This is a genomic window from Methylobacterium sp. BI1, from assembly GCF_056680125.1.
This window is the reverse complement of sequence record NZ_CM155267.1, coordinates 2,538,104-2,562,099: the sequence shown is the minus strand read 5'-3', so window position 1 is coordinate 2,562,099 and position 23,996 is coordinate 2,538,104. Positions and strand designations below refer to the sequence as shown.

At 64.1% G+C, this 23,996-nt stretch carries 23 protein-coding genes and 1 tRNA gene; 12 read left to right on the top strand and 12 right to left on the bottom strand.

All coding sequences use genetic code 11. From position 1 onward, the window contains the following. Positions 1-50: 50 nt before the first annotated feature. Positions 51-434, bottom strand: coding sequence for a VOC family protein (locus AC1MGR_RS12035; RefSeq protein ID WP_480234702.1), 384 nt, complete (start codon positions 432-434; stop codon positions 51-53). A 250-nt stretch (positions 435-684) separates the two neighbouring features. Continuing rightward, positions 685-753: transfer RNA gene (locus tag AC1MGR_RS12030), tRNA-Leu, on the bottom strand. A 119-nt stretch (positions 754-872) separates the two neighbouring features. Between AC1MGR_RS12030 and AC1MGR_RS12025 the strand changes: the two genes are divergently transcribed. After that, the gene (locus AC1MGR_RS12025; protein WP_480234701.1) at positions 873-2,423 is read left to right on the top strand and encodes an integrase arm-type DNA-binding domain-containing protein; all 1,551 of its coding nucleotides are present in this window, start codon (positions 873-875) and stop codon (positions 2,421-2,423) included. Between the two features lie 238 nt (positions 2,424-2,661). On the opposite strand, the gene AC1MGR_RS12020 is transcribed toward AC1MGR_RS12025, so the two are convergent. The 6 genes from AC1MGR_RS12020 to AC1MGR_RS11995 all read right to left on the bottom strand — a co-directional run bounded on the left by AC1MGR_RS12020 (position 2,662) and on the right by AC1MGR_RS11995 (position 6,306). Continuing rightward, entirely contained in the window at positions 2,662-2,988 is a 327-nt protein-coding gene (locus AC1MGR_RS12020) for a VanZ family protein (protein WP_480234700.1), read from the bottom strand. A 136-nt stretch (positions 2,989-3,124) separates the two neighbouring features. Continuing rightward, positions 3,125-4,096, bottom strand: a complete 972-nt coding sequence (locus AC1MGR_RS12015; protein ID WP_480234699.1) for an alpha/beta fold hydrolase — start codon at positions 4,094-4,096, stop codon at positions 3,125-3,127. Between the two features lie 72 nt (positions 4,097-4,168). Continuing rightward, positions 4,169-4,771 (bottom strand): hypothetical protein, encoded by a 603-nt coding sequence (locus tag AC1MGR_RS12010; protein ID WP_480234698.1) that lies wholly within the window; start codon positions 4,769-4,771, stop codon positions 4,169-4,171. A 310-nt stretch (positions 4,772-5,081) separates the two neighbouring features. Further along, complete coding sequence (locus AC1MGR_RS12005) at positions 5,082-5,435, bottom strand: hypothetical protein (RefSeq protein WP_480234697.1); 354 nt, start codon at positions 5,433-5,435, stop codon at positions 5,082-5,084. A gap of 266 nt (positions 5,436-5,701) precedes the next feature. After that, a complete protein-coding gene (locus tag AC1MGR_RS12000; RefSeq protein ID WP_480234696.1) occupies positions 5,702-6,052 on the bottom strand; it encodes a 4-fold beta flower protein in 351 nt (116 codons plus the stop codon). A 59-nt stretch (positions 6,053-6,111) separates the two neighbouring features. Continuing rightward, entirely contained in the window at positions 6,112-6,306 is a 195-nt protein-coding gene (locus AC1MGR_RS11995) for a hypothetical protein (RefSeq protein WP_480234695.1), read from the bottom strand. Positions 6,307-7,812: 1,506 nt separating this feature from the next. Here AC1MGR_RS11995 and AC1MGR_RS11990 point away from each other — a divergent pair. From AC1MGR_RS11990 to AC1MGR_RS11975, 4 genes are all read left to right on the top strand, one after another. Continuing rightward, the gene (locus AC1MGR_RS11990) at positions 7,813-8,571 is read left to right on the top strand and encodes an alpha/beta hydrolase family protein (RefSeq protein WP_480234694.1); all 759 of its coding nucleotides are present in this window, start codon (positions 7,813-7,815) and stop codon (positions 8,569-8,571) included. A 544-nt stretch (positions 8,572-9,115) separates the two neighbouring features. Further along, a complete protein-coding gene (locus AC1MGR_RS11985) occupies positions 9,116-9,619 on the top strand; it encodes an RNA polymerase sigma factor (protein ID WP_480234693.1) in 504 nt (167 codons plus the stop codon). Positions 9,620-9,709: 90 nt separating this feature from the next. After that, complete coding sequence (locus AC1MGR_RS11980; protein ID WP_480234692.1) at positions 9,710-10,723, top strand: FecR family protein; 1,014 nt, start codon at positions 9,710-9,712, stop codon at positions 10,721-10,723. 125 nt (positions 10,724-10,848) lie between these two features. Continuing rightward, positions 10,849-13,401 carry a TonB-dependent siderophore receptor gene (locus AC1MGR_RS11975; RefSeq protein ID WP_480234691.1) on the top strand — a complete coding sequence of 851 codons (2,553 nt, stop codon included), beginning with the start codon at positions 10,849-10,851 and terminating at the stop codon, positions 13,399-13,401. Positions 13,402-13,761: 360 nt separating this feature from the next. Here AC1MGR_RS11975 and AC1MGR_RS11970 read toward each other — a convergent pair whose 3' ends face one another. Both AC1MGR_RS11970 and AC1MGR_RS11965 read right to left on the bottom strand, forming a co-directional pair. Then, positions 13,762-14,394 (bottom strand): tyrosine-type recombinase/integrase, encoded by a 633-nt coding sequence (locus AC1MGR_RS11970; RefSeq protein ID WP_480234690.1) that lies wholly within the window; start codon positions 14,392-14,394, stop codon positions 13,762-13,764. 263 nt (positions 14,395-14,657) lie between these two features. After that, entirely contained in the window at positions 14,658-15,398 is a 741-nt protein-coding gene (locus AC1MGR_RS11965) for an SDR family NAD(P)-dependent oxidoreductase (RefSeq protein WP_480234689.1), read from the bottom strand. Between the two features lie 81 nt (positions 15,399-15,479). Here AC1MGR_RS11965 and AC1MGR_RS11960 point away from each other — a divergent pair, with 81 nt between their 5' ends. Further along, entirely contained in the window at positions 15,480-16,151 is a 672-nt protein-coding gene (locus tag AC1MGR_RS11960; protein ID WP_480234688.1) for a TetR/AcrR family transcriptional regulator, read from the top strand. A 136-nt stretch (positions 16,152-16,287) separates the two neighbouring features. Here the strand turns inward: AC1MGR_RS11960 and AC1MGR_RS11955 are convergent, their stop codons facing one another. After that, positions 16,288-17,481 (bottom strand): FAD-dependent monooxygenase, encoded by a 1,194-nt coding sequence (locus AC1MGR_RS11955; RefSeq protein WP_480234687.1) that lies wholly within the window; start codon positions 17,479-17,481, stop codon positions 16,288-16,290. Positions 17,482-17,530: 49 nt separating this feature from the next. After that, positions 17,531-17,980 carry a MarR family winged helix-turn-helix transcriptional regulator gene (locus AC1MGR_RS11950; protein WP_480234686.1) on the bottom strand — a complete coding sequence of 150 codons (450 nt, stop codon included), beginning with the start codon at positions 17,978-17,980 and terminating at the stop codon, positions 17,531-17,533. A gap of 490 nt (positions 17,981-18,470) precedes the next feature. Between AC1MGR_RS11950 and AC1MGR_RS11945 the strand changes: the two genes are divergently transcribed. From AC1MGR_RS11945 to kdpB, 6 genes are all read left to right on the top strand, one after another. Beyond that, positions 18,471-18,881 (top strand): metallophosphoesterase, encoded by a 411-nt coding sequence (locus tag AC1MGR_RS11945; protein WP_480234685.1) that lies wholly within the window; start codon positions 18,471-18,473, stop codon positions 18,879-18,881. 191 nt (positions 18,882-19,072) lie between these two features. Continuing rightward, on the top strand, positions 19,073-19,213 hold the full coding sequence (locus AC1MGR_RS11940) for a hypothetical protein (protein ID WP_480234684.1): 141 nt from the start codon (positions 19,073-19,075) through the stop codon (positions 19,211-19,213). Positions 19,214-19,763: 550 nt separating this feature from the next. Then, the gene (locus AC1MGR_RS11935) at positions 19,764-19,853 is read left to right on the top strand and encodes a K(+)-transporting ATPase subunit F (protein WP_036267122.1); all 90 of its coding nucleotides are present in this window, start codon (positions 19,764-19,766) and stop codon (positions 19,851-19,853) included. Between the two features lie 13 nt (positions 19,854-19,866). Next, positions 19,867-21,582: a potassium-transporting ATPase subunit KdpA gene (gene kdpA, locus AC1MGR_RS11930; RefSeq protein ID WP_480234683.1), complete on the top strand. Its 1,716-nt coding sequence runs from the start codon at positions 19,867-19,869 to the stop codon at positions 21,580-21,582. A gap of 1 nt (position 21,583) precedes the next feature. Beyond that, positions 21,584-21,805: a hypothetical protein gene (locus AC1MGR_RS11925; protein WP_480234682.1), complete on the top strand. Its 222-nt coding sequence runs from the start codon at positions 21,584-21,586 to the stop codon at positions 21,803-21,805. A 68-nt stretch (positions 21,806-21,873) separates the two neighbouring features. Continuing rightward, positions 21,874-23,967 carry a potassium-transporting ATPase subunit KdpB gene (gene kdpB, locus AC1MGR_RS11920; RefSeq protein ID WP_480234681.1) on the top strand — a complete coding sequence of 698 codons (2,094 nt, stop codon included), beginning with the start codon at positions 21,874-21,876 and terminating at the stop codon, positions 23,965-23,967. Positions 23,968-23,996: the final 29 nt, after the last annotated feature.

The following is a 23,996-nucleotide window of genomic DNA, read 5'->3' as shown; positions in this document are numbered from 1 at the left end:
CGAAGGGCCCGTCCGCCTCCGCCTGCTGTCGGCCGACCCGGGGCCCGGCCTCAGTCCGCGATCTTGTAGCGGGCGCAGAGCTTGTTGCCGTCCGGGTCGCGCAGGTAGGCGAGATAGATCCGGCCCATCGGCGTCTGACGCTCGCCCGGCGGGTTCTCGACGGATGTCCCCCCGTGGGCGACGCCCGCCGCGTGCCAGGCCTCGGCCTCGTCCGGGCCCTCCATCGCGAACCCGATCGTGCCCCCGTTGGCGGCGGTCGCGGGGTCTCCGTCGATCGGCTTGGTGACGACGAAGCGGCTGCCGCGGTGGGCGTAGACCAAGCGTCCCAGGGCGTCCGTCTGGCCGGGTTCACCGCCCATCGCGCCGAACAACGCGTCGTAGAACGTCTTCGACCTGGCGAGGTCGTTGCTGCCGACCACCATATGGCTGAACATGGAATTTCCTTCCTCGATCGCGCGTCCGCTGAGCTACCGCGTCCGGGGCACCGGGGGCAACCGCGGGCCATGCCGCTTCCGCGCAGGGCCGCAGGCGTGCGGCGGAGTCGCCTCCCCGGGGCGAAGGCGTCCGTCCTTCCCTGGCCTGCGGCATGGGCGGGCTCCGGGAAGCCCAGGTTCGAGACATGTCCAAGAACCGAAAAGGCCCCGGCGTTTCCGCCAAGGCCTGATGCTATGTCATCGAATTCGTTGGTAGCGAGGGAGGGATTTGAACCCCCGACACAAGGATTATGATTCCTTCTGCCTTGAATTTTTCGCGGCTTTCAAGGAACAGACCTTTAACGAAATGAGTATATCGCTTAGTCAATTGTACTGAAGCCGAAGCGGCAATCCTGGACGCGCGCGGCGAGTGTGCGCGACCCAAATGCGACCCAGATCATGACCGAGCTCGTTGCGGTTCGCAAGACAGCTAAAATCAGCGTGGATGTGCTCAAGTCGCTCCTTCGCGACTTGGGCGGTCCGGAGGCCGAACGGCGTGATCCGGAATGTCCCGGGCTGGTTTTGCGGATCCGCCCTCGCTCGGGTGCCCGCTGGTCCTTCAAGGGACGCCTTCACGGGCGTGAGAAACGCTGGGATCTTGGGCAGGCGGTCGCCACGCGTGACGGCTTAGCGGACGTACGCAGCCGCGCCGCTCGCATTCGGGAGGCGCTACGGAAGAACATCGATCCTATGGCGACGACGATGGAAGCGCCTCCAATCGTCATGCCGCCAGCATCTTGGGACTGGGAAGCAGGCGTCGAAGGATTCCTCGCCCACATCCTACGAACACGGCGGCCCGACACCCATACAGACTATCGGCGGATCCTCCGAAACACGGAGGAACTGAAGGTTTTTCACGGGCGGCGCCTCGCCGATATCGAACGTGAGGAGGTGGCCGGCGCGATCCGGATCATTCACGAGCGGGGCGTAGAATCCCACGCTGCCCACGTTCTGCGGGTCGTTCGTTCCTTATGGACATGGCTGTCCAATGATGGCCAGCGCAAACGATCCATGGTGGAGCCAAACTTACTTTACCGCCTTCGGCCGCCCGAAAGAACGCGTCGCGAACTCGGCGACCGCCTAGTCGCGCAGGCCGCCGGCGCATCGTCCGGGCGGAAGACCGCCGAACCAAGCCTTCCGACCCAGGAAAGCCTCGGCCGGACGTTGGCAATCGCCGAATCTGGGGCTCTCGATCCTCATGTATCCTGGGCAATTGGGCTGCTGCTCTACACCGCGCAACGCCGACGAGCCATAATGGGAGCTTATACGACGGACTTCAGTTGGACTGACCCAGAGGCGCCGTCTGGAACTGTCGTCTGGAACCTGCCCCCCTTTTACCGCAAGACCGGTCGTTCACGCGGAGCCTCCATCCCGCATCGACTCCCGTTGACCGGCTCAGCAGCCGATCTTGTAGCTCTTATCCAGCAGGAGAATGATCTAGGTAGGCCGCAATCGGAAGCGGAGGCGTGGTTGTTTCCCGCCCGATGCCCAAAGTTCAAGGTCGTAAAGCGTAAACTGCCGACGCTCGACCCCGGCGTGCTAAACCACAATCTGCTCGCCTTTCCCAAGGTCGAGATTAGCCCCCACGGGATACGGCGCGCCTTTCTCACTTACGGCAAGAAGCATCTTGGTTTCACGCGAGATGATGCCAAGCTCGTTCTCGATCACAATGAGGGACGTCCGGCAGACGCAACTGCGGCCTACGATTGGGACGAGGAGATGAATCGCAAGCTCATCATGCTGGCAAGATGGGGGGAATGGCTTGACGGACTTCGCGACGAAGCCCTGACGCTCGACCCAATGCTTAGCAAGGAGAACAAAGATCAACTCGCGAAGCGTATCCGCGGAAACCGTTATCGCGAGAAGGGGGTCGTCAAGGACAGGCTTACGGGCTTTGGTAGCCGCATTACAGCCTACGATCAGGACGAGGATGACGTCGGCCAGTGGTAGGATTGAGCCGGGGCTGACGCCCGAGGCGCCTTACAGATACGAGCTATGTAAGAAGCATGGACGTAGATTGAGGATTTTGCTACAATACACGAAAATCTTTGACGGAGTAGACGATTGCGTTTGACCATAAGTAAGCGCAAAGATAGCGTCTGATACTATCAACTACCGGTTGGAAGCGGATTGGAGTGCTCGATCCCAACTGGACACCCCAGTTGATTACAGCCGATTGGGCGCCGCTCTAGGCGCAGGCTCCAGTCGGGCGCGACGACAGGCGGCTAAAGACCAATGCCCCAACAACCCCGATGATTGCCCCGACCGCCTTCACTGCGAAGTCAGCCACGCGGCCATGCCGAGAGGGATCGAGCATCTGGGATGCCTCTAGGGCGCCGGCCGCGATGACGATCAGCACGCCAACCTGCCAGCGGTACCGAGGGTAGCCGACCGCAAAGAGGAACCCGATGAGCGCGAAGGCTCCCAGCCGCTCAACCGTGACAGGGAAGCCTGGCGGATGCGGCCGGTACTCGAGCGGGCAGACGGTCACGAAAACCAGGGCGGCGAGCAGCATCCAAGCGAGAGCGCGGGCAGATTTTATCATCGTGTTCGGGCTGGTCCGCTTGCGAGACTGTGTGGCGCTTCATGCAAGCGGTAACCCTCTCGATTGCGATGAAGTGTGCCATGCTCGTGCGTCCCGCCTTGCCCAGTTACACGCGGCTCTCGCGCCCCATCTCGAAGGCGCGGTCGATGGCCTGAACAACCCGATTGGGCGCGAGATGGTGGATCATGTGGCCCATGCCTGGCACGACAATGAATTCGCTCTGCGGCAGGGCGTGATGCAATCGCTCCGACTGACGTCCGACATCCGCAATCTGATCGTCGGCTCCTGCGATGATCACGACGGGCAGCTTGAGTTCGCGGTAGTGCTCCTGCAGTTCTATCGTCACAGGCGTCATCAGAGCCGCGTCCTCCGCTGAGGCGCGCAGCTGTAGGGGCCGCAGCATCATCTCCTTGGGGAACTCGCGATCAAACCGCTCCGGCACGGGAGCGGGCGCGAACATCCCCTTGATCATGCCGGGCATCAGTGCACGCCCAACGAGTGGCGATACGGTATAGCGTAGGACGTCGCCGATGCCGGGGATCGCTGGGGGTGAAGCCAGGATCACGTCGGCGCGCAGCGTCGGGTAGTAGTAGCCCGAAGCCAGGACGAGGCTGCGCACGAGACCGGGGGCTTGCAGCGCCAAGGACACGGCGACAAGGCTGCCCCAGGAGTGTCCGAGGACCACAGCTTTCGAGACGCCGAGCCTCTCCAGCGCCTTCTCGTACAAAGTCGCATGCGCCCGCGGGGTCCAGAGCCCTCGGGGCCGGCTGCTGTAGCCATAGCCCGGCCGGTCGAAGACGATCACGCGGTAGCGCTTGGCGAGTTCATCGACGATCCCGCTGACCAGGAAGTCCTGGATCATCGTGCCGTTGCCGTGGATGAGCACCAAGGGCTGTCCGTGACCGCGAACGATGTAGTGCAGGCGGACACCATCCACGGTCATGAAGTCGCCGATAGGCGGCGTGCGCCGCTCGGCTTGGCGGGTTTTTGAGACCGCAAAGAGCGCGGATGCGCCAAGGGCAGCAGCGGACCCAAGCAGAGCAGGAACCAGCCAAGGCGGAGTGGAACGGCGCGTCATGATGTGATCCTACGGGGTGAGAGGGGCTCCCTGATCCAGGAGACAGCGTTTCTGCGACGGGGGTGGGCGTCCTCAGGGACGTGAGGCCGCTTCCAGAAGCTTCGGAGACATCGCAGCGAGAGCCAGGAGCGGCCCCGGCATGACGACACCGGCCCGCCGCATCGTCTGCGCAACCGCTCGGCAGCCCTGGATGTCGTTGGCGCCCGCTGCGCTCTCGATCTGCTGCACGTTTTCGGCAGAAGGCTTGGGCGCCGCTGGAGCAGCTGGTGCTGCAGCAGACGCAACCTTTGCAGGTCCCGATGCCGTCGCCGTAGAGCCTGCTGGAGCAGCCTTGTTTTGCGCGTCCCCCTGTGGACCAGCAGCACCCGGTCCAGAAGCTGTGATCTGTCCACTCTGACCGGAGGTGTTCTGCGGCGTTCCCGGTGCGGAAGGCTTTGCAGAGGTATCGTCGCTCTTCTTGGCCGTTACCGCTGTTGCGAGCTGCGGCGGTGTCTCTGCGGCCTTGGTCGCGGCCTCGGGCTGATGCACGAAGGCGACGAGTTCTTGACAGATATTGGCAGGTCTACCAGTGCCGCCACCGCTATCGCTCGGAGACTGAACCGAAGCACCTTGGGCAAGTGCAAAAGCTGGTGTCAGAACCAGCGCGGCGACTGTCATCGCCTTCAAAGCCTGCATGTCGATGTCCTTGGATCAGCTGGGAACAGCGCAGACGCGTTCGCACGTGCTGATCACAGGAAACTGATCGCAGGGTGATTGGTTGCGACGGAACTTTCGGCGAAAAACAGCCTCGCAAGACTTCCGTCCTATTCACTTTTTTTGTCCGATATCCGGTCGAATATCCGACAAAGGCGAGCTATGCACTTTGCGCAGGCGTAACCTTTGCGAGGTATGCCGGTGGAGAAGCGGCTTGAAACTGCTGTTGTGGCAGGGGCGTTCAGACGCTGGGGCTTTCGCTCCCCAGGCGACCGAACGCCGATAAGTCCGCCTACGGCAGAGCGCCGATCATGCTTTTGGCCTCGCTCATCGTGTTCTCGCAGGCTCGCTTATCCCCCTGCCGGTCCTCGTTGGTAGCGCGGATGATGAGGGTTCTGGCGACGGCGACGTGATCGGCCGTTGGGATAGTGTCGGGATCGGTGGGGGCGTCGAGGCGAGCAGTAGTGATGCCTCGGAGCGAGCCAGTCCGAAGGGTATGCCCCGCCTGCAGTCCGGAAACCTGGACGGCGCCCGCGCTGTCGAGACGGCGCTCGATGGTGCCGATTTGCTCGGCGCAGGAGGAGGCCAACGCGGGCAGCGGCGCGATGGCGAGGATTAGGATCGCAAAAGTGGGGATGATGCGCATCGGTGTAGCCTTTGGCTTGATGGCAGCATCGCGGTTACGCCCGTGGAGCGTTCGACCTGATGCCATCCCCCACCCGTCGATGCGAGGGTAGCGCTTCCGCGACAGTACACCTTCAATTTTGCTGCGTCGCAACATGAGACGCGGGGCAGGTCCGCGTCCAAGTCGCCTCAGGCACACGGCAGACGATGCATTACCTTTGTACCTGGGCTACCGCATGGGGGCAGGCCACCTGCACCGATCGGAGCCCACGACATTGACCCATCCGTTCAGATCAGATTGGAGAACACATATTCCGACCAAGTCGTAAGATTGGCCCGGCCCATCGGCGCAGGAAGCAATTCACTGCGCGGCGGCTTCGCACCTCTCGGTCCCGGCGTCGTCTTTGTCAGACGACTTGGTTTTTGTGGGCCACCAACCGCATCGTGCTCAAACAAAAGACATTCTCCACTCTCATCAGAGATCCAGCCCCGATCCGCCCAACCGATGAAACGGCCGCTGTACGCGTAAACCTTATCATCGTGGATGAAGGCCGCAGCTTTACCGTTCCAGAGATAGAGGGAATGTCCATCATGGCAGAAGGCGGCTTCTCGCCCAGCTTGGTCAAAGAACTCGATCATGGCCGGCGCTACCTTGATTGTCGCGTCAGATGCGGAGCGTGCTGCCTAGATGGACCGCGCTAATCCCAATCCTGGCTATCAAGCGTGCAGGCGCCATTGGTGACGCTTGCGATGGCGGACATGGCCTCATCGAGAGACAGGTGTCGCCGTTTTACACTTCTGAGCACGGCGAACGCATCGGGCTGAATTTCGAAGTCGTTGTCGTTTTGGGGCTTGGTGATGTTGCCAAGGTTCCGCCCGAGGCGGTCTTTCAAGGTCCACGCTCTACCCGTAGATCTCTCAGGAGTGAGAACGACATCCATAGCGGACAGACCTTCAATGTAGAATGAGCAGTCTTATACCACGGATCCTGCTTTCGGCCCGACAAACCTTCGAGGGGCCTAGTGCCCTGACTGATCTATAATCCGTGCGAGATCCGCGCTCGCTTGGCCACCGTCGTAATGTGCTGGGCTAGTAGGGATTGCTCTCTGAAGCCTGTCGCGCTGTGCATCAACAGAATAGCCTTCTAATGTCGGGAAAACGATGATTTACCCGACAATTAGAAGGTCGGGTTCCGACCCGACCCAGCCGGCGGGAGCGCCATTTGCGTTTCTCCAAAGCGGTCATTCGTCGGCCAACGCGCGAGTTCGGCTCAGGGTGGAAAGCCGCTGTTCACCGAGCACCGATAGAGTCGGGTCAGCACTCAGCTGGATGGGGTAGAACGTGCCTCTGCTTGAGCCTGACCAAAGGCCCCAGAGCATCAGAGAACGCTGCCGATGGTTTTACCGAGCAACAGTATTGACTCTCTGCGCGGCTTTTCTGTTTTGGAACGCTAAAAGAATTTCCGATCCGACTTGGCGAGCTACCTCGTTCTCGCCCTTAGTGAAATACACGGATGGATGGGACCCGTTCTGGCGGGGAGCTTCCAGCGCTATATTGGGTTCGTGGTTCGCCGTGTTTGGCTTGATAGCACTTTGGGCGTCGGTTCGACCCTTCACGCCAGCAACTCGACGTAGTCTCAACAAGGATGATCCTGGCTGAAAGGCAGACGTTATGTGGTGGACAGTGACCAAAGCGTTGTACGCCTCGTTCTGTGACGCCTGCCTGCTTTGGGCTACGGGTGGTGATCTGCGTCGAAGGACCAGACAGCACGCTTGGCAAATGGCTGGCACAACGCTCGTCTGTCTTGTCTTCACAGCATACTTCGGTAACCTTGCATTATTGAAGATTGAGGATGCCATCGTGCTTCGCGATGGGCAGGTTGTTGCCGCTCGGCTGAGGGCTGTACGTCACGCTAAGCAAGTGACAATGGCGACTGTCGAGTACCACACTCCATCTGCACAACAGGTGCTTAAATGCGTATCAGACGTATCGCTAGGATATCTTCAGGCTAGTCCAAATATTGGGGATCAGATCAACCTCAGCATCCGACCCGGAGAATGTTCGCGGCCTGTTGCCCGAACCTCCCCACAATCGGCGTGGTTCTTCATTTCTATTACACTTTTATCAATGGTAGGCAGCGTTGCCTGCTTAGTTACGGGAATTCGTTGCGCTGAAATCGTGAGATTGGAACGGGATGTATGATTTTCAGAAGACGAATTTCAGGTCATTCATGTGGGCAATGCTGATTGTCTTCGCGCTATTCACCGGCATTTATGTATATGGCACATGGTATGGATACCTGATCGACGACTAGTAGCCGAAATTTGACGCTTGGTGCCCACTCCTGAGGTACGCTTGGGGTGGTTTGCGGACCTAAGTGGTGTCAGGAACCGTCGGTGATGCTGCACATCGTCAACCGCCCGCTCGCTGGCCTCGGGCATTCCTATGGACCGCCCGGTGATGGTCCCTTCCCCGCCGTCATGGTGCTCCATGGCTCCGAAGGGGCGTGGTCGGGCTACAGCTACCTGACGGCTGCCATCCTGGCGGCTCATGGGTTCCTGGCCGTCCCGTTCGGCTACTCGATCGGCGGCGACGTGTGGAACGCGGGCGATATCCGAGAGGTCGCCCTGGACCAGACGGCTGGGGCTCTGGCGGCCCTCCACGCCCTCCCGCTGTCGGGCAAGGTCGGCCTCTACGGTGTCTCGCGCGGAGCCGAACACGCCCTACTCGTCACATCTCTGATGGCCCGGGACGGGGTTCCCGGTCTCCCCGACGCCGTGGCCGTGCACGCCGCGTCCGACGTGATCTGCGGGGCCTTCGTTGGAGCGACTTGTCGAGACAGCGGCGATCCCGGATGGCGGTCCTGGGACCCGGCGGAGCGAGCCTGGACGTGGCGTGGCTCGTCCGACGCACTGCTCCCGACCACCCCTATTGAGATCGAGCGGTACACCGGGCCCCTGTTCCTCAGCCACGGCACGCGGGACGCGATGTGGTCGGTGGCGATGACGGAGCGGCTCGAAGCCCGGTTGCAGCGGGCTGGGCGTACCCCGGAGGTGCATCTGTTGGCAGACCAGGATCACACCCCGCACGGCGAAGATGAGAACGCCTACCACCGCCTGCTCATCTCGTTCCTACGGCGGACACTGGCGTCCGCTTAGTGTCGGGAGCGGGCTCGGCGGCGATGTCCGCTTTCATGCATCGCCGCCCCGAAGCCGACCGGCAGAAATCCACCCGACCCGGTCGTAGATTGGACGGACGGGTCCCGACCCAAGCCAGTCGCTCAGATCAACATCGGCGTTTCTCGATAGCGGACATTCGTCGGCTGTCTGGCAACTGCGACCAGGGGTGGGATGCGACCTTTATCACCACGGCCGCAACCAGACATCCGCCCCTGTGCCCAGTTCTCCTGCAGTTCTATCTTAGACCTAGCCGTAATAAAGACCATCGGCGCATTTGCGCACAAGATCACATTGCCGCATCGAGCTACATCGCCCGTCGTGTAGAAAATATAAGAAGACAACATTCGTTCTAAATATAACAATTAAAAGCTAGGGATTTGTTTCTTGGGCGTGACTTTTATGTTCTTGCTCCATGGACCACCGTCGCTATACGCCACGGCATAACCAAGCCACCCCAGCCCTCTCGCACAGGCAGAGGTCAATGCCTGCCGTCGATCCCGCCCATGATGGGCCTGCGAGCCGATTGGCGATTCTCTATCGCAGCCATTGCGAGGCTTTGCTGCGGTTTCTGAGCCGAAAGGTCGGCCGACACGAAGCGTCCGATCTGATGCATGAAACGTTCATTCGAGTTGCGCGGGTCGAGCAGGGACGGACCGTGCTGCACAACGAGCGCGCCTTCCTGTTTCAGGTCGCGGCGAACCTAGCCGTGGATCACAACCGCGCGCAGGTGCGCCAGTCTCGGCTTCTCTCGCCCGTCGAGATCGACGATTTGCTGGCGGTCACAGACGAGGCGCCGGGGCCGGATCGGCAGGCGCAGGGTCGCCTGGACCTCCAAAACCTCGCTGCCGCTCTACGCGAACTTCCGCCCCGGCGCGCCGAGGCCTTTCGCCTGAGCCGGATCGAGGGCGTGAGTCACGCATACATCGCAGCGCGCCTCGGCGTATCGCTCCGGACCGTGGAAGCCGAGGTCAGGATGGCGCTCGACCATTGTGCGGACCGTCTCCGATCAAGCCGAATCCCGGATTGATTGCGGGATGCGACGCATCGAAACGTTTTACTACCGGGCGCGCTTTCCGTGCGATGACGCGAAACGCGTCCGCAGACCGGCGGGAGAAGTATGAAGGCGCCGAACCATCAGCACGGGCCGACAAGCGGCGACGATGGCGGCGTCCGGCAGCAGGCGCATGCCTGGGTCGTTCACCTGACCTCCGGAACGGCGACGCAGGATGACGCCCGGGCCCTCGCCCTCTGGCGCTCCGTGCCTGAGCACGACGCCGCCTTCCGGGCTGCCGCCGGACTTTGGCAGCGGACGGGCGACGCCCTCGCGGGCACGTCCAGGCCGACAGTCGCCCGGGAGGCACCGCGCGGGATGACCCGGCGGCGCATGCTCGGCCGAGTGGCCGCCGGCGGGGTCGCATCTGCCTCCATAGCCGCCGCGGGCGCGACGCTTGTGTTGCGGTGGCCGACCCTGCGTGCCGCCTACCGGACGGGAACCGGCCAGATCCGGACGGTGACCCTGCCGGGAGGCATCCGCATCGAGCTGGATGCCGAGACCGCGCTGGACGCCGTTCTCGACGACGTGCGGCAGGACATCGTTCTACATGCGGGCTCGGTGGCCGTCACCGTTCAGGCCAACCGCACTGCCCTCGCCGTGGTCGTGGGTGAGGCGCGCCTCGTCACCGAGCCGAACGAGCCGGCTGAAGTCGTCGTCCGCTGCAGGCCGCGCGGAGGCCTGTCCGGCTGGGTCGGCGGCCAGGATGCCGACGTGGCCTGCCTGTCCGGCCGCGTTACCGTCGTTCCCGCACCCGGCGTTCCTGCGACGCGCCTCGTGGCCGGACAGGAGGTCGGGATCGGACCGGATACGCGCGGCCTCCACGCCATCGACGTCGCCGCCACGGCGGCGTGGAGGCGGGGCCTGCTCGTCTTCCGCGGCACGCCCCTGGCGCAGGTTGTGGACGATCTCAACCGATACCGGCCGGGCCGGATCGTCGTCGCCAGTTCGGCTGCGGCCGCCCGGCGGGTGACGGGCGTGTTCCACCTCGCGCGGCCGGAGGAGGCCCTCGGCAGCATCCGCACCGCCCTCGCCCTATCGGAGGTCAGGTTCGGCGACCGCCTCGTCGTCCTGCGCTGAGCGCCGCGCAATGGCGTTGGACAGCGAAAAGGCAAAAAGTTTTTTTGCGGGCTCGCCACCCGGCGCGCGTCTGAGGAATCAGACGGGCGATCACGACCCGTCGGTCAGCGGTGACAAGCCGCTGTATGGCGTGGGGCACGATGATGGCGCGCGGACACAGGCGGAATCGGGCAGGGGACGGCTATCGGATGGTGACGGGATTGAGTGGGGTCGCGGCACTCGTGCTGGCCCTACCGACGCAGACTTCGGCAGCCATCGCCCCCGCGGACCTTACGGGACCGATGTTCGAGGCGCGGATCATCCGCGTGACGTCACCCAACCCGGATGCGGACGAAACCCTAAACTTCGCGATTGCCGAGCAGCCCCTCGACGAGGCTCTAGCAACCTATGGCGCCATTAGCGGCGTGCAGCTGATCTACGACAGCAAGGCCAGCCGCCGCCTGCGCTCGAAGCCACTCTCCGGACGCTACGACCGGATGGAAGCCTTGCGGCAACTGCTTGCAGGCACCGGCCTGGTGCCGCACTTCACGGCCAAGCGGTCGGCCACCATCGTCGGTGTAGTCGCTCAGGCAGAAATCGCCGGCCAGCATGACGGCGCCGTCACCCTCGACGCCCTGGAGGTGACCGGTGACACGGCCCTCGGACCGGTCAACGGCTACGTCGCCAGACGCAGCGCGACAGCAACGAAGACCGGTACGTCGATTCTCGAAACGCCGCAGGCCATCAATGTGGTCGGCCGGAAGGAGATCGAGGATCGTCAGGCGCAGAACGTTCGCCAGGCCTTACTCTACACCCCGGGCGTGCTCACCCAGTACGGCACTGACCTGCGCTACGACTGGCTCTACGTCCGCGGCTTCGTGCCCGGACGTTACCTGGACGGTCTGCGCCTGCCGTTCGGCGCGCGGGGCTACTCGCAGCCGCTCATCGAGACGTACGGCCTGGAGCGCGTCGAACTGCTCAAAGGCCCTTCCTCGGGACTCTACGGGCAGAACTCGCCAGGCGGCCTGCTCAACCTCGTCAGCAAGCGTCCGACCGCGGTGCCCCTGCAAGAGATCCAGCTTCAAACCGGCAGTTACGGACGTGCCCAGGCCGCCTTCGACCTGTCCGGCCCCGTCGATCCAGACGGCCGGATCCTCTACCGGCTTACCGGGCTCGCGCGCACCACCGGAACCCAGCTGGATTACCTGGAGGAAGACCGGGTCTTCATCGCACCGAGCGTCACGTTCCGGCCGGACGCCGACACGTCCTTCACGATCCTGTCTCAGTACCTGCACATCAACTCGCCCGGCGGCGGCGCGCCGCAAGGCCTGCCGACCCTCGGGACCCTGTACACGAACCCGCGCGGGCGCATCCCCACGCGCCGCTTCATCGGCGAACCGAACTACGACCGGTTCAAGCTCGACCAGAGCTTCATCGGCTACGCGTTCGAGCACCGCTTTAACGACGTCTGGACCGTGCGCCAGAACCTTCGCTTCGCGCATGTCGAAGCCGACACCCAACGCGTCCAGGCGATCGGTCTCGCCGCCGATGGACGGACGTTGTCGCGTTATGCCTGGGCCTTCCCGGAACGGTCGAACCTCTTCAACGTCGACAACCAGGCGGAGGCGCGTTTCCTCACCGGACCTTTCGCCCATACGCTCCTTTTCGGTGCCGATTACCTGCGCGAGGATGCGCGCTACGACGAGTCCAACCTGCGGATCGTCCCCTCGGTCGACATCTTCGCCCCGGTTTATGCCGGCACGGTCACGCGTCCGCCCCTCGGGACGCAGATCACGCAAGGGCGCAATCAGACCGGTGTGTACGCGCAGGACGAGATCCGCTTCGGGGGCTTCAGTCTCACGCTGAGCGGACGCCAGGATTGGGCCAATGCCATCACGCGGACCCGGACCGCCTCGACCGGCGCGCTGGCGCAAGTGAAGCAGGACGATGCCGCCTTCACCGGCCGTGTCGGCCTCAGCTACCTCTTCGAGGGGGGCCTCGCCCCTTACGTGAGCTACGCGACGTCGTTTCAGCCGACCTCCGGCACCAACCGGCTCGGCTCGCCCTTCGCTCCGACCACCGGCGACCAGATCGAGGGCGGCATCAAGGTCCAGCCGGCCGGTTCGAACCTCCTACTCACCGGTGCGGTGTTCGACCTGAAGCAGCAGAACGTGCTGACGCCGGACGCCCTCGACTTCCGGTTCAACACCCAGGCTGGTGAGGCACGAGTTCGTGGGCTTGAACTGGAGGCCAAGGCCAGCCTTACGGACAGCCTCGACTTCATCGCCTCCTACGCGGCCATGAACAGCAGGTTCACGAAGGCCAACCCCAACGCGGCGGGTGTCAGCATCGTCGGTAACGAATTGCCCTTCGTTCCACGCCATCAGGCGTCAGCCTGGCTCGACTACACGATCCGAACAGGGGATTGGGCTGGCCTCGGCCTCGGCGGGGGCGTGCGCTACATCGGCGTCTCGCTCGGCGACAACGCCAACCTCTATCGGACACCCGCGGTCACGCTCGTCGACGCAGCGCTGCGTTATGATTTCGGGTATCGCTATCCGAGCTTGAAGGGCGTCGACCTTGCGCTTAACGCAACGAACCTGTTCGACAGAACCTACGTCACGACATGCATCGCTGCGACCGGCTGCTTCTACGGAAACAGACAGACGATCCTCGCGACGCTACGCTATCGCTGGTAATGATCGAAGAAATTTGTCACGGAATTCGGAAGGGCGAAGCGCTCAGCGCAATTGGCAACCCTGACCACGCAGGATGATGCGGGATTTTAGGTCGCAAATCTTCGCCCGTTTCATTAATTATCGAAGCGAGGTGGGCGGACTGTGTTACGTCACGAACGGTCCCAAAGGCTATATCTTGTTCAAGGCATCCATCCACCGGAAGCGGACGGGCCGAAAACCACCCGGGGCGGAAAGGCTGGGTTGGTTCGAGAACGCCTATATCTGGGACGGCATCATGTCGGGGTAAACCACTGCTTCAGGTGCGCTGCATTCCTGGAGCCTGCATGGCCTCCTCAACATTGCCGCTGAGGAGGCCGGGCTTCAGATCTCGGTCGCTTCTGCCAAAGCGAGCGCGTCTTCAACGTCCACGCCGAGGTAGCGTACCGTGCTCTCGATTTTCGTATGCCCGAGCAGAATCTGCACAGCGCGTAAGTTGCCGGTTCGCTTGTAGATTAATACCGCCTTTGTACGACGCAGAGAATGTGTGCCGTAGTCCTCGCGCCGTAGCCCTATGCCCGTCACCCATTCGTCTACCAGACGGGCGTACTGCCGGGTGCTTATGTGCGCCTCGTGGTCTATCCGGCTGGGAAAGGCGTAATCGTCGAGCCCGCCCCCTCGGCACCCCAACCAGGTCAGAATGCTGGTACGTGCTGGTTCAAGCAGTTCGAACTGCACAGGCGACCCAGTCTTTCGCTGAACGACGATGACGCGCGCCCGTACATGCCCGCCGCTGACAAGCTCGCCGATCTTCAATTTGACGATGTCACAACCGCGCAGCTTGCTATCGATGGCGAGGTCGAACATGGCCCGGTCGCGTACACGCCTCTCTCCGTCGAGCCAAAAACGGATGGCCCAAACCTGTTGTGGTTTGAGCGCGCGTTTGGCGCCGAGCTTCCGTCCTGCGTTCCATGGTTGGCTGTTCTTGAAGGCTGGGTCGTGCTCTGAATGTCCCATTTATCATCTCCCAACCGGCCCATGCCGGCAGAGAAAGAACGGGTGCTGCGAACGTAGTCTGCGCATCACTGATTAGACTTTAGGGATGTGTACCACGCAGCTGCCAAACCTTAAATGCAGCCCTGCTGCGTCCGACCCATACCAGCCACGCAGAGAATTGCCGGGACATTCCGAAGCGGCCGTTGGTAGCGGGGTGGTGGTCGATGAGGTGGAGCGATCGACACCGACGACCCCCCACCTCATCGACTACCGAAATCCCGCTCTTACGTCGTCTGTCCACCGTCCACATTCAGGATGGCCCCAGTGACATGCCGGGCTGAAGGACTCGCCAGGAAGGTGACGGCGGCGGCGACGTCCTCTGGCGTTCCATACCGGCCGAGCGGACTGAGGCTACGCTGAAAGTCGGAGAACTCGCCTTTTGCCGGGTTCATGTCGGTATCGGTGGACCCGGGTTGGACCAGATTGACCGTGATGTCGCGCGATCCAAGCTCGCGCGCGAGGCCGCGCGTGAAGGAGTGCAGGGCGGATTTCGTCATGAAGTAGATCGCACCCGTGTCGCCGACGATGCGTTCGGCACCCGCGGAGCCGATCGTCACGATGCGCCCACCTGCAGGGAGATGAGGAATGGCGGCCTGCGCCGCGAGCAGCGGCCCCCGCACGTTCACGTCGAACAAGGCATCGATCGTCTCGACGCTGACATCCGCGAACGTCGAGTAGAGCGCGATCCCGGCATTGTTGACGAGAATGTCCAAGCCCCCGATTGCCTGGACAGCTTCAGCCACCGCCCGTTTGACCGCCGACGGATCTGCGGAGTCCGCCTGGATGGCAGCCGCCCTGCGGCCCTTGCTTTCGATCGATTTGACGACCTCCGCGGCACGGTCTGCCGAACGATCGTAGGTGATCGCCACGTCGGCGCCCTTCTCGGCGAGCGCGACCGCGATAGCTGCACCTATCCCACGCGAAGCACCCGTGACGAGGGCGCGCTTCCCAACCAGATCCTGCATCGCTGAACCTTTCTGTATCGTTCGACACAGAAATAGCTAGGCATGTTGGCGATCTTGGTCAAGAGAATTATATAACGAGCGATGCAGAAACCGGATCAGAGACCAGAGTCCCCCGGAGCGCTCCAGGTTCGAGGTCGAGGACGCCCTCGTGCGTTCGACCGTGAGGCGGCGCTCGCCCAGGCGACACGTCTGTTCTGGTGTAAAGGCTATGAAGCAACGTCCATCGCCGATCTCACGGAAGCGATGGGGATCGGATCGCCGAGCCTCTATGCCGCCTTCGGTTCGAAGGAGGCGCTCTATGCCGAGGCACTACGCCATTACGTCTACACCTACGAGGCTCTCGTATGGGGTCGGTTTCGGGCGGCGGGGACGGCGCGCGAGGCTGTCGAGGCTTTTCTCAAGGACTCCGCCGCGGCCTTGACAGGCTCGGTCACCGACATTCCGCGCGGCTGCATGGTGACGCTGTCCTCGGTCGGGAATGAGGGCCACGCCGAGCTCGGGGATCTCGTGCGCTCGGCACGCGCCGGTACGCTTGAGAGCCTGCAGGCGTGCCTGGAGAGGGCTATGGGTGAGGGCGAGCTCCCAGCGTCCACCAACGTTCGCGCTCTTTCCCGCTTTGTGCAGACCGTTCAGAACGGCATGTCGATCCTGGCTCGTGATGGCGCGAGCCGAGAAGAGTTGGACGCGGTCGCCGATATCGCGATAGCTGGCTGGGACGCCCGAATTGCCAAATCTATGGTCGACGACGTCTGATCTACTGGCTTCTTCCCAAAAACAGACCAACGACAATTCACCCATTCTGGCTGTAGAGTAGACCAGCTCTTATCGACCCGACGCGGCTATTCACTTGGATGACGAGGCTCACCGAAGGCGGACGCGTCCGGCTCCCTCAGGGATTTTCGGGATATTCGGACAAATCGGGTGCCTTGGTTTTGCCCGCGAATAGTTTCGCTGCCAGATTGCGGACGGCAGGTCGGCTCGCGACACCCAGCGCACCGTGCAGGAGGCGGATACCGAGACGGCTGCGCGGATGCATCAGGCGTGGACCGATCTTCGGCACCCCCTGGCCATCCTCGACCATGGGGCGCATCGCCGCCTCGTAGCGGTTCAAGGCAGCCGTCACGTCGCCGCCGCGGTCGAGTTCTGCCGCCAACACATAGGCTCCGGTGACCGCCAGCGACGTTCCGATGCCGGCCAGCGGCGTCGCGCACCACGCGGCGTCACCCGTCAGAGCAACGCGCCCCTTCGACCATTGCTTCATCCGGACCTGGCGCAGGACGTCGAAGTAGAAATCCTGCGTGCCATCCATCCCTGAGAGGACACGCTCGGCCTGCCAACCGGCATCCGCGAAGTGCTCGCGCAAGAAGGCCTTCTGTCGGTCCACGTCCCATGCATGCTCGCCGTTGGGCGCCTGGTGAACGGTCAGGCTGGCGCGCGTCGTGCCGTGACTGTCTGGTCGCAGCGAGATGCTCCGACCCCCGGTCGCATTGTACCAGCGCCACATCTGGTTGTCGTCCGGCGCACGGGGGATGGTGAAGTAGGCGATCGTCAGGTCCATCCAGCGCGGATCGTTCTCGCCGGGAAAGACGAGTTCGCGCGTGTGCGACCCGACCCCCTCCGCAACGATCACCAGATCGAAACTTTCCGTTCCCCCACCCGCGAAGGTGACGTCGACGCGCTCCGGGCCGTCGTCGATGCGTTCGATCCTGTCGCCGAAGCGGAACGTCGCATGCTCCCGCGCCGGCTCGTAGAGGAGACCTGCCAGGTCGCCGCGCAGGATCTCCATCTCGGCGGTCGGACCGTCACCCGACAACGCGTCGGTCAAGAATGCAGCCACGACCGCACCGTTCTGATCGACCCAGGTCGTACCCTCCTCGCCGGTGCCTCGATCGAGGGCGGTCCGCTCCAATCCCATACGGCGCAGCACCTCCCGTCCGATGCCGCGCACGTCGATGTTCTGCCCGCCGTCGCGGAACCCGGGCGCCCGCTCTATCACCGTGACGTCGTGGCCGAGGCGGCCGAGCCACCAGGCCGCGGTATTGCCGGCGATGCTGGCGCCAGAGACGAGGATGCGGCGAGGCATGACGGGATTCTCCGGAAACGGACAATATCACGCCTGATGTATATTCCGACTAGGATCGGTCAAGGTTGCCGATGAGCCGCTGAAGCAGCGCGACCAGTTGGCCGACTTCCTCTGGCGAGAAGCCCTCGAGGCCACGGATATTGCCGTCGACCAGGGCCTCGCGGCCGTTCCGGGCGGCGTCCCGTCCTGCCGTGGTGAGGTCCACCAGAGACGCCCTCCGATCGTGCAACGACGGCACGCGGGTGATCAGTCCCATGGTCTCCAGCTTGTCGAGCAGGGCAACCATGGCCGGCTGCCTGACGGCGGACGAGCGGACGATGTCGCGTTGCAGCAGCGGTCCTTTCCAGGACAGGAGCAGGAGCGGCCCGATCAATGCCATCGTCAGGCCGTGCGGCTTCAGCGCTGCATCCACACCGCGATTGAAAGCGCGGGCGGCGTGGTTGGCGAGGTATCCTGAGGCGATCGCGGCCTCGGGATGGATATCATCCTGATCCTGCATGGCACCTATCTGCGCCACTGCGATGGGTCTTGTCACCGTCGACATGGGAGGGTTCGCACAGCCAGAGGCGGCACGGGCCATACACGGCCATCGCGGGGTGACTGCCGTGTCTCACTTTAGCCCGGGCGCGTCGGCTTCTTTTCGCTAAATTCAGCCAAGAGCGGTCAGGCTGCTTTCCACCCGGTTCTGCCGTCCAAGCACGTGGCGGTGCGCCTCGAAAGCGGTCGTTTTTCGATGGGTCTCGTTTAAGGCGGTACGCCTCCGGTTCTCTTCATCACCGCTCCTGGCGGCTTCTTGGCCGGTCCGGATGTCTGCTTCATCTTCGCTCCTTAAGAGCTACCATGAACCAGCTATCCTCCGTTCGTGTAGACCCTCAATCTGTCCCATAGGTACAGACGTCGGACACCTATCGCCCAGGTTCGACCGGCAGCGCCCGTTCGCATCCATCGAGGCGCTTGACGGAGCCCTGGTCGCCGCCTGGAACGCCGTCGTGTGGCAGGACGACATCGTCTGGCACCTGGGCGACTTCGCCCACAAGTGTGGCCTCGAATACGCCGCCGGCATCTTTTCACGTCTGAAGGGCCAAAAGCATCTCGTCCGGGGCAACCACGACGTCGGCCTGGGCGACCAAATGCCGTGGGATGGCCCCGTGGTCGACGTGGTGCGCGTCCAGGTCCAGGATCCCGGCATGGTAGCCCCTCAGCAAGTCTGGATTTCCCATTACGCCCACCGTGTCTGGCCGGGGATGCACCGCGGCCACCTCCACCTCTACGGTCATTCCCACGGCAGCCTTCCCGGTAGCGGGAACAGCCTCGACGTTGGCGTCGATTGCTGGGCGCGGGCGCCGGTTAGGCTTGCCGATATCCAGAAGCGGCTGCAGGAGACCCAAGGGCCGGCCTGAAAGGGGATCAACACTCGCCTGGCAAACTGCGCAGGCGGTTCAGGCGGTCCCTGGACCGTGGCTTGCTCCATAAAAACGGTCTTGTTTCCTTATGACTTACCTATGCCGAGGGTATCGCCTTCGTCTTGTTTCCTAATGAAAGAAGCTGGACCCGTCGTGCCACCGGACACCCGTCCGGATGGAGCTCATAGATGACCATCTTCCGGCACATCGCCGCCGAATGCAGGACCGACCGCGTCTTTGCGCTGATGATCCTTGGCCTTGGCACGTGGTCGGCGATCTCCTTGGCACTTCTCGCCCTAAATACCATCGGCCTGCTGCCGCTATCTTGAGTACCGTTCCGCGCTTCGGGCTGGGTCATCGCCCGACGGACTTCGCTCCCGGGCTCATGCGGCCTCCGCCGCTCGCCGATGATAAATCGGCGCGCTGCGGCAACGAAGGGTTGCGTCGCCTTGCAGGCCGTTGCCTGGCCTGCGGCATCAGCTTCGGCGGCTTCGTCAGCGGTGACACCGGGGTGATCCGGGTGGACCGCGCCAAATGGCGCGCCACATGTCCAAGGTCGGCGGCCCAAGACGTTCCCGCCGCATGCCAGGCGCTTCGCGATAGCCTTCGCCGCACAAGCGCATGGCCGCCGAGGGCTTCGCATACCCGCAGATCCTAATGCGATACTTATAAGATCGCATTCCTTTCCATCTCGAACCCTAACGCGGTTCCGATCCACACTCCGCGACGGCCCAGGCCGGTCGCGGACCATTCGCGCGTCCGGTGGGCCCAACGGATACGGACGTCCCATGCTCGACATCGTCTTCATCGCCGGGGGCTTGGCCTTCTTCGGCCTGGCCGCCGGCTACGCAATCCTCTGCGAACGTCTCTGAGGCCGCCATGACCCTCGACCTGACACTCGGCGCCCTCGTGACCCTGGGGCTGCTCGGATACCTCACCTACGCCCTCGTCCGCCCCGAGCGGTTCTGAAGGAACATCTCCCATGACAATCAACGGCTGGATACAGATCGCGCTGTTCTGCGCGGTCGTCGTCGCGCTTGCGCGACCCCTCGGCGGTTACATGACCCGTGTCTTCACGGGTGAGCGAACCTTCCTGTCGCCCGTGCTCGCCCCCATCGAGCGCGGGCTCTATCGCGTCGCTGGCATCAATTCCGCCCAGGAGCAGCACTGGCTGGCCTACGCCCTGGCCATGCTGGCCTTCCACATCCTGGGCTTCCTCGCCCTGTACGCGCTCCTGCGCTTCCAGGCGGTGTTGCCGTTCAACCCGGACGGGCAGTCCACGGTCGCGCCGGACCTCGCCTTCAACACGTCGACCAGCTTCGTCACCAACACGAACTGGCAGTCCTACGGCGGCGAGACGACGATGTCGTACCTCACGCAGATGCTGGGCCTGACCCACCAGAACTTCCTCTCGGCCGCCACCGGCATCGCGTTGGCCGTCGCCCTGGTGCGCGGCTTCTCGCGGGCCTCGGCCAAGACCGTGGGCTCGTTCTGGGTCGACCTCACCCGCACCACCCTCTACGTGCTGCTGCCGCTCTGCATGGCCCTGACCCTGTTCTATGTCTGGCAGGGCATCCCGCAGACCCTCGGCGGCGCCGTCGAGGCGACGACCCTGGAAGGCGCCAAGCAGACCATCGCGGTCGGCCCCGTGGCCAGCCAGGTCGCGATCAAGATGCTCGGAACCAACGGCGGCGGCTTCTTCAACGCCAACGCCGCGCACCCCTTCGAGAACCCGACCGCCCTCGCGAACTTCATCCAGATCCTGTCGATCTTCGTCATCGGCGCGGCCATGACCAACGTCTTCGGCCGCATGGTCGGCGACGAGCGCCAGGGCTGGGCGATCCTGGCCGCCATGGGCGTGCTGTTCCTCGCCGGCACCGCGGTGGTCTACTGGGCCGAGAGCGCCGGCAGCCCGGTCCTCAACTCGTTCGGCCTCACCGGCGGCAACATGGAGGGCAAGGAGGTCCGCTTCGGCATCGTCGCGTCCGCCCTGTTCGCGGCGGTGACCACGGCGGCGTCCTGCGGCGCGGTCAACGCCATGCACGACTCGTTCACGGCGCTCGGCGGCATGATCCCGCTGATCAACATGGAACTCGGCGAGATCATCGTCGGCGGCGTCGGCGCCGGCCTCTACGGCATCCTGATCTTCGTCATCGTGACGATCTTCGTGGCCGGCCTCATGGTCGGGCGCACCCCGGAATATCTCGGCAAGAAGATCGAGGGCCGCGAGGTCAAGATGGCGATGCTCGCCATCCTGTGCCTGCCCCTGATGATGCTGGGCTTCACGGCGCTGGCGACCGTGGTCGCCGCCGGCCTCGCGGGCCCGGCCAATGCCGGCCCGCACGGCTTCTCGGAGATCCTCTACGCCTTCACCTCGGCGGCGGCCAACAACGGCTCGGCCTTCGGGGGGCTCACGGCGAACACCGCCTTCTACAACACGACGCTCGGCCTCGGCATGCTGTTCGGGCGGTTCTTCGTGATCGTCCCGGCGCTGGCCATTGCCGGATCGCTGGCGGCCAAGAAAACGGTTCCGGCCTCCGCCGGGACGTTTCCGACCCATGGCGGCCTGTTCGTCGGGCTGCTGGTCGGCGTGATCCTGATCGTCGGCGGCCTGACCTTCTTCCCGGCCCTGGCGCTCGGACCCATCGTCGAGCACCTCGCCGGCGGCCTCGGCCAGACCTTCGCGGCGGGAGGCTGAGATGCAGCACCTCTCGCTTCCGCACCGTCCCCAGAGGCGGGCACTCGGCCGCCGCGCGCTCACCGCACACCGCCCCCGCCCACCGACCTGGGACAAGGTGCAGCGGAACCGCCGTGATCTCCGCCTCTCGGACGTGATCCTCGGCATGCTCGGCCTCACCCTGCTCGGCGCCCTCGGCATCATGGCCGGGGCGGCCCTCCTGGGCCGCGCACTGGCACCGTGATCCCCGCCCGGCGGCGCGACACCGCGCCGTCGCCCGAGATGCCTCCCCATCCAATTCGGACAACCGCAATGGCCCGCCCAAACTCCACCAGCCTGTTCAGCGCCGCCCTCGTCGGGCCGGCGCTCATCGGCGCCGTGACCAAGCTCGACCCCCGCAAGATGATCAAGAACCCGGTCATGTTCGTGGTCGAGGTCGTTGCCGCGCTGACCACCGTGCTCTTCATCCGCGACGTCGCGACCGGCGGCGCCAACCTCGCCTTCTCCGGCCAGATCATCCTCTGGCTGTGGTTCACGGTGCTGTTCGCCAACTTCGCCGAAGCGATCGCCGAGGGACGCGGCAAGGCCCAGGCCGACAGCCTCCGCCGCACCCGCACCGAGACCATGGCCAAGCGCCTCACCGGCTCTGGCCGGGACTTTGAAACCGTGCCGGGCAACGACCTCAAGGTCGGTGACGTGGTCCTGGTCGAGGCCGGCGACATCATCCCGTCCGACGGGGAGGTCATCCTCGGCGTCGCCTCGGTCAACGAGGCCGCCATCACGGGCGAGTCGGCCCCCGTCATTCGGGAGTCCGGCGGCGACCGATCGGCCGTCACCGGCGGTACCCAGGTGCTCTCCGACGAGATCCGCGTGCGCATCACGGCGGCCGCCGGCTCGACCTTCGTCGACCGGATGATCGCGCTCGTCGAGGGCGCCGCCCGCCAGAAGACCCCGAACGAGATCGCGCTCAACATCCTGCTCGCCGGCCTGACCCTGATCTTCGTCTTCGCCGTCGCCTCGATCCCGAGCTTCGCCTCCTATGCCGGCGGCTCGATCCCGCTGATCGTGCTGGTCGCCCTGTTCGTGACGCTGATCCCGACCACCATCGGCGCGCTCCTTTCGGCCATCGGCATCGCCGGCATGGACCGCCTGGTGCGCTTCAACGTGCTGGCCATGTCGGGCCGCGCCGTGGAGGCCGCCGGCGACGTCGACACCCTGCTGCTGGACAAGACCGGCACGATCACGCTGGGCAACCGCCAGGCCACCGAGTTCCGTCCTGTCCGCGGCGTGTCCGAGCAAGACCTCGCCGACGCGGCCCAGCTCGCCTCGCTCGCCGACGAGACCCCGGAAGGACGCTCCATCGTCGTGCTCGCCAAGGAAAAGTACGGCATCCGGGCCCGGGACATGGGGAGCCTGAACGCCACCTTCGTGCCCTTCACCGCGCAGACCCGAATGAGCGGCGTCGACATCGACGGGTCGTCCATCCGCAAGGGCGCCGTCGATTCCATCATCGCATCCGTGAGCCGGCAGCCGATGGCGACGCGTGGCTCAAGCGCCGCCCTGGCCTACAGCCCCGGTGCCGCCGACGAGACCGTGCGCGAAATCCAGGCCATCGCCGAGGACGTCGCCAAGGCGGGCGGCACGCCGCTCGCCGTGACGCGGGACGGCCGGCTTCTCGGCGTCGTCTACCTAAAGGACATCGTGAAGGGCGGTATCCGCGAGCGCTTCGCCGAACTGCGCCAGATGGGCATCCGCACGGTGATGATCACCGGCGACAACCCGATGACCGCGGCGGCCATCGCGGCGGAAGCCGGCGTCGACGATTTCCTCGCCCAGGCCACCCCCGAGGACAAGCTCGCCTTGATCCGCAAGGAGCAGTCCCAGGGCAAGCTCGTGGCCATGTGCGGCGACGGCACCAACGACGCCCCGGCGCTCGCCCAGGCCGACGTCGGCGTGGCCATGAACACCGGCACGGTGGCGGCCCGTGAGGCCGGCAACATGGTCGACCTCGACAGCGATCCGACCAAGCTCATCGAGATCGTGGGTATTGGAAAGCAGTTGCTGATGACCCGCGGCGCCCTGACCACGTTCTCCATCGCCAACGACGTGGCTAAATACTTCGCCATCATCCCGGCGATGTTTCTGGTGCTCTACCCGCAGCTCCAAGCGCTCAACGTCATGCGGCTGACCTCGCCCGAGAGCGCGATCCTGTCGGCCATCATCTTCAACGCGCTGATCATCGTCGTGCTGATCCCCCTGGCGCTCAAGGGCGTGTCCTACCGCGCGGTCGGGGCCGGGGCGCTGCTGCGGCGCAACCTGCTGATCTACGGCCTGGGCGGCATCCTGGTGCCCTTCGCCGGCATCAAGGCCATCGACCTCGCCATCACCGCCCTGCACCTCGTCTGAGCCGCCACGACCTCCCACATCAGGCCAAC

Excerpts from the sequence above, each read along its gene's own strand:
- AC1MGR_RS12020 (WP_480234700.1), bottom strand. The coding sequence starts at position 2,988 with ATGCTGCTCGCCGCCCTGGTTTTCGTGACCGTCTGCCCGCTCGAGTAC.
- AC1MGR_RS11940 (WP_480234684.1), top strand. The coding sequence starts at position 19,073 with ATGACCATCTTCCGGCACATCGCCGCCGAATGCAGGACCGACCGCGTC.
- AC1MGR_RS11960 (WP_480234688.1), top strand. The coding sequence starts at position 15,480 with ATGCAGAAACCGGATCAGAGACCAGAGTCCCCCGGAGCGCTCCAGGTT.
- AC1MGR_RS11975 (WP_480234691.1), top strand. The coding sequence starts at position 10,849 with ATGGCGTGGGGCACGATGATGGCGCGCGGACACAGGCGGAATCGGGCA.
- AC1MGR_RS12015 (WP_480234699.1), bottom strand. The coding sequence starts at position 4,096 with ATGACGCGCCGTTCCACTCCGCCTTGGCTGGTTCCTGCTCTGCTTGGG.
- AC1MGR_RS11955 (WP_480234687.1), bottom strand. The coding sequence starts at position 17,481 with ATGCCTCGCCGCATCCTCGTCTCTGGCGCCAGCATCGCCGGCAATACC.
- AC1MGR_RS12000 (WP_480234696.1), bottom strand. The coding sequence starts at position 6,052 with ATGATCGAGTTCTTTGACCAAGCTGGGCGAGAAGCCGCCTTCTGCCAT.
- AC1MGR_RS12025 (WP_480234701.1), top strand. The coding sequence starts at position 873 with ATGACCGAGCTCGTTGCGGTTCGCAAGACAGCTAAAATCAGCGTGGAT.
- AC1MGR_RS11935 (WP_036267122.1), top strand. The coding sequence starts at position 19,764 with ATGACCCTCGACCTGACACTCGGCGCCCTCGTGACCCTGGGGCTGCTC.
- AC1MGR_RS11980 (WP_480234692.1), top strand. The coding sequence starts at position 9,710 with ATGAAGGCGCCGAACCATCAGCACGGGCCGACAAGCGGCGACGATGGC.
- kdpB (WP_480234681.1), top strand. The coding sequence starts at position 21,874 with ATGGCCCGCCCAAACTCCACCAGCCTGTTCAGCGCCGCCCTCGTCGGG.
- AC1MGR_RS11950 (WP_480234686.1), bottom strand. The coding sequence starts at position 17,980 with ATGCAGGATCAGGATGATATCCATCCCGAGGCCGCGATCGCCTCAGGA.
- AC1MGR_RS11990 (WP_480234694.1), top strand. The coding sequence starts at position 7,813 with ATGCTGCACATCGTCAACCGCCCGCTCGCTGGCCTCGGGCATTCCTAT.
- AC1MGR_RS11925 (WP_480234682.1), top strand. The coding sequence starts at position 21,584 with ATGCAGCACCTCTCGCTTCCGCACCGTCCCCAGAGGCGGGCACTCGGC.
- AC1MGR_RS12010 (WP_480234698.1), bottom strand. The coding sequence starts at position 4,771 with ATGCAGGCTTTGAAGGCGATGACAGTCGCCGCGCTGGTTCTGACACCA.
- kdpA (WP_480234683.1), top strand. The coding sequence starts at position 19,867 with ATGACAATCAACGGCTGGATACAGATCGCGCTGTTCTGCGCGGTCGTC.
- AC1MGR_RS11965 (WP_480234689.1), bottom strand. The coding sequence starts at position 15,398 with ATGCAGGATCTGGTTGGGAAGCGCGCCCTCGTCACGGGTGCTTCGCGT.
- AC1MGR_RS12005 (WP_480234697.1), bottom strand. The coding sequence starts at position 5,435 with ATGCGCATCATCCCCACTTTTGCGATCCTAATCCTCGCCATCGCGCCG.
- AC1MGR_RS11970 (WP_480234690.1), bottom strand. The coding sequence starts at position 14,394 with ATGGGACATTCAGAGCACGACCCAGCCTTCAAGAACAGCCAACCATGG.
- AC1MGR_RS12035 (WP_480234702.1), bottom strand. The coding sequence starts at position 434 with ATGTTCAGCCATATGGTGGTCGGCAGCAACGACCTCGCCAGGTCGAAG.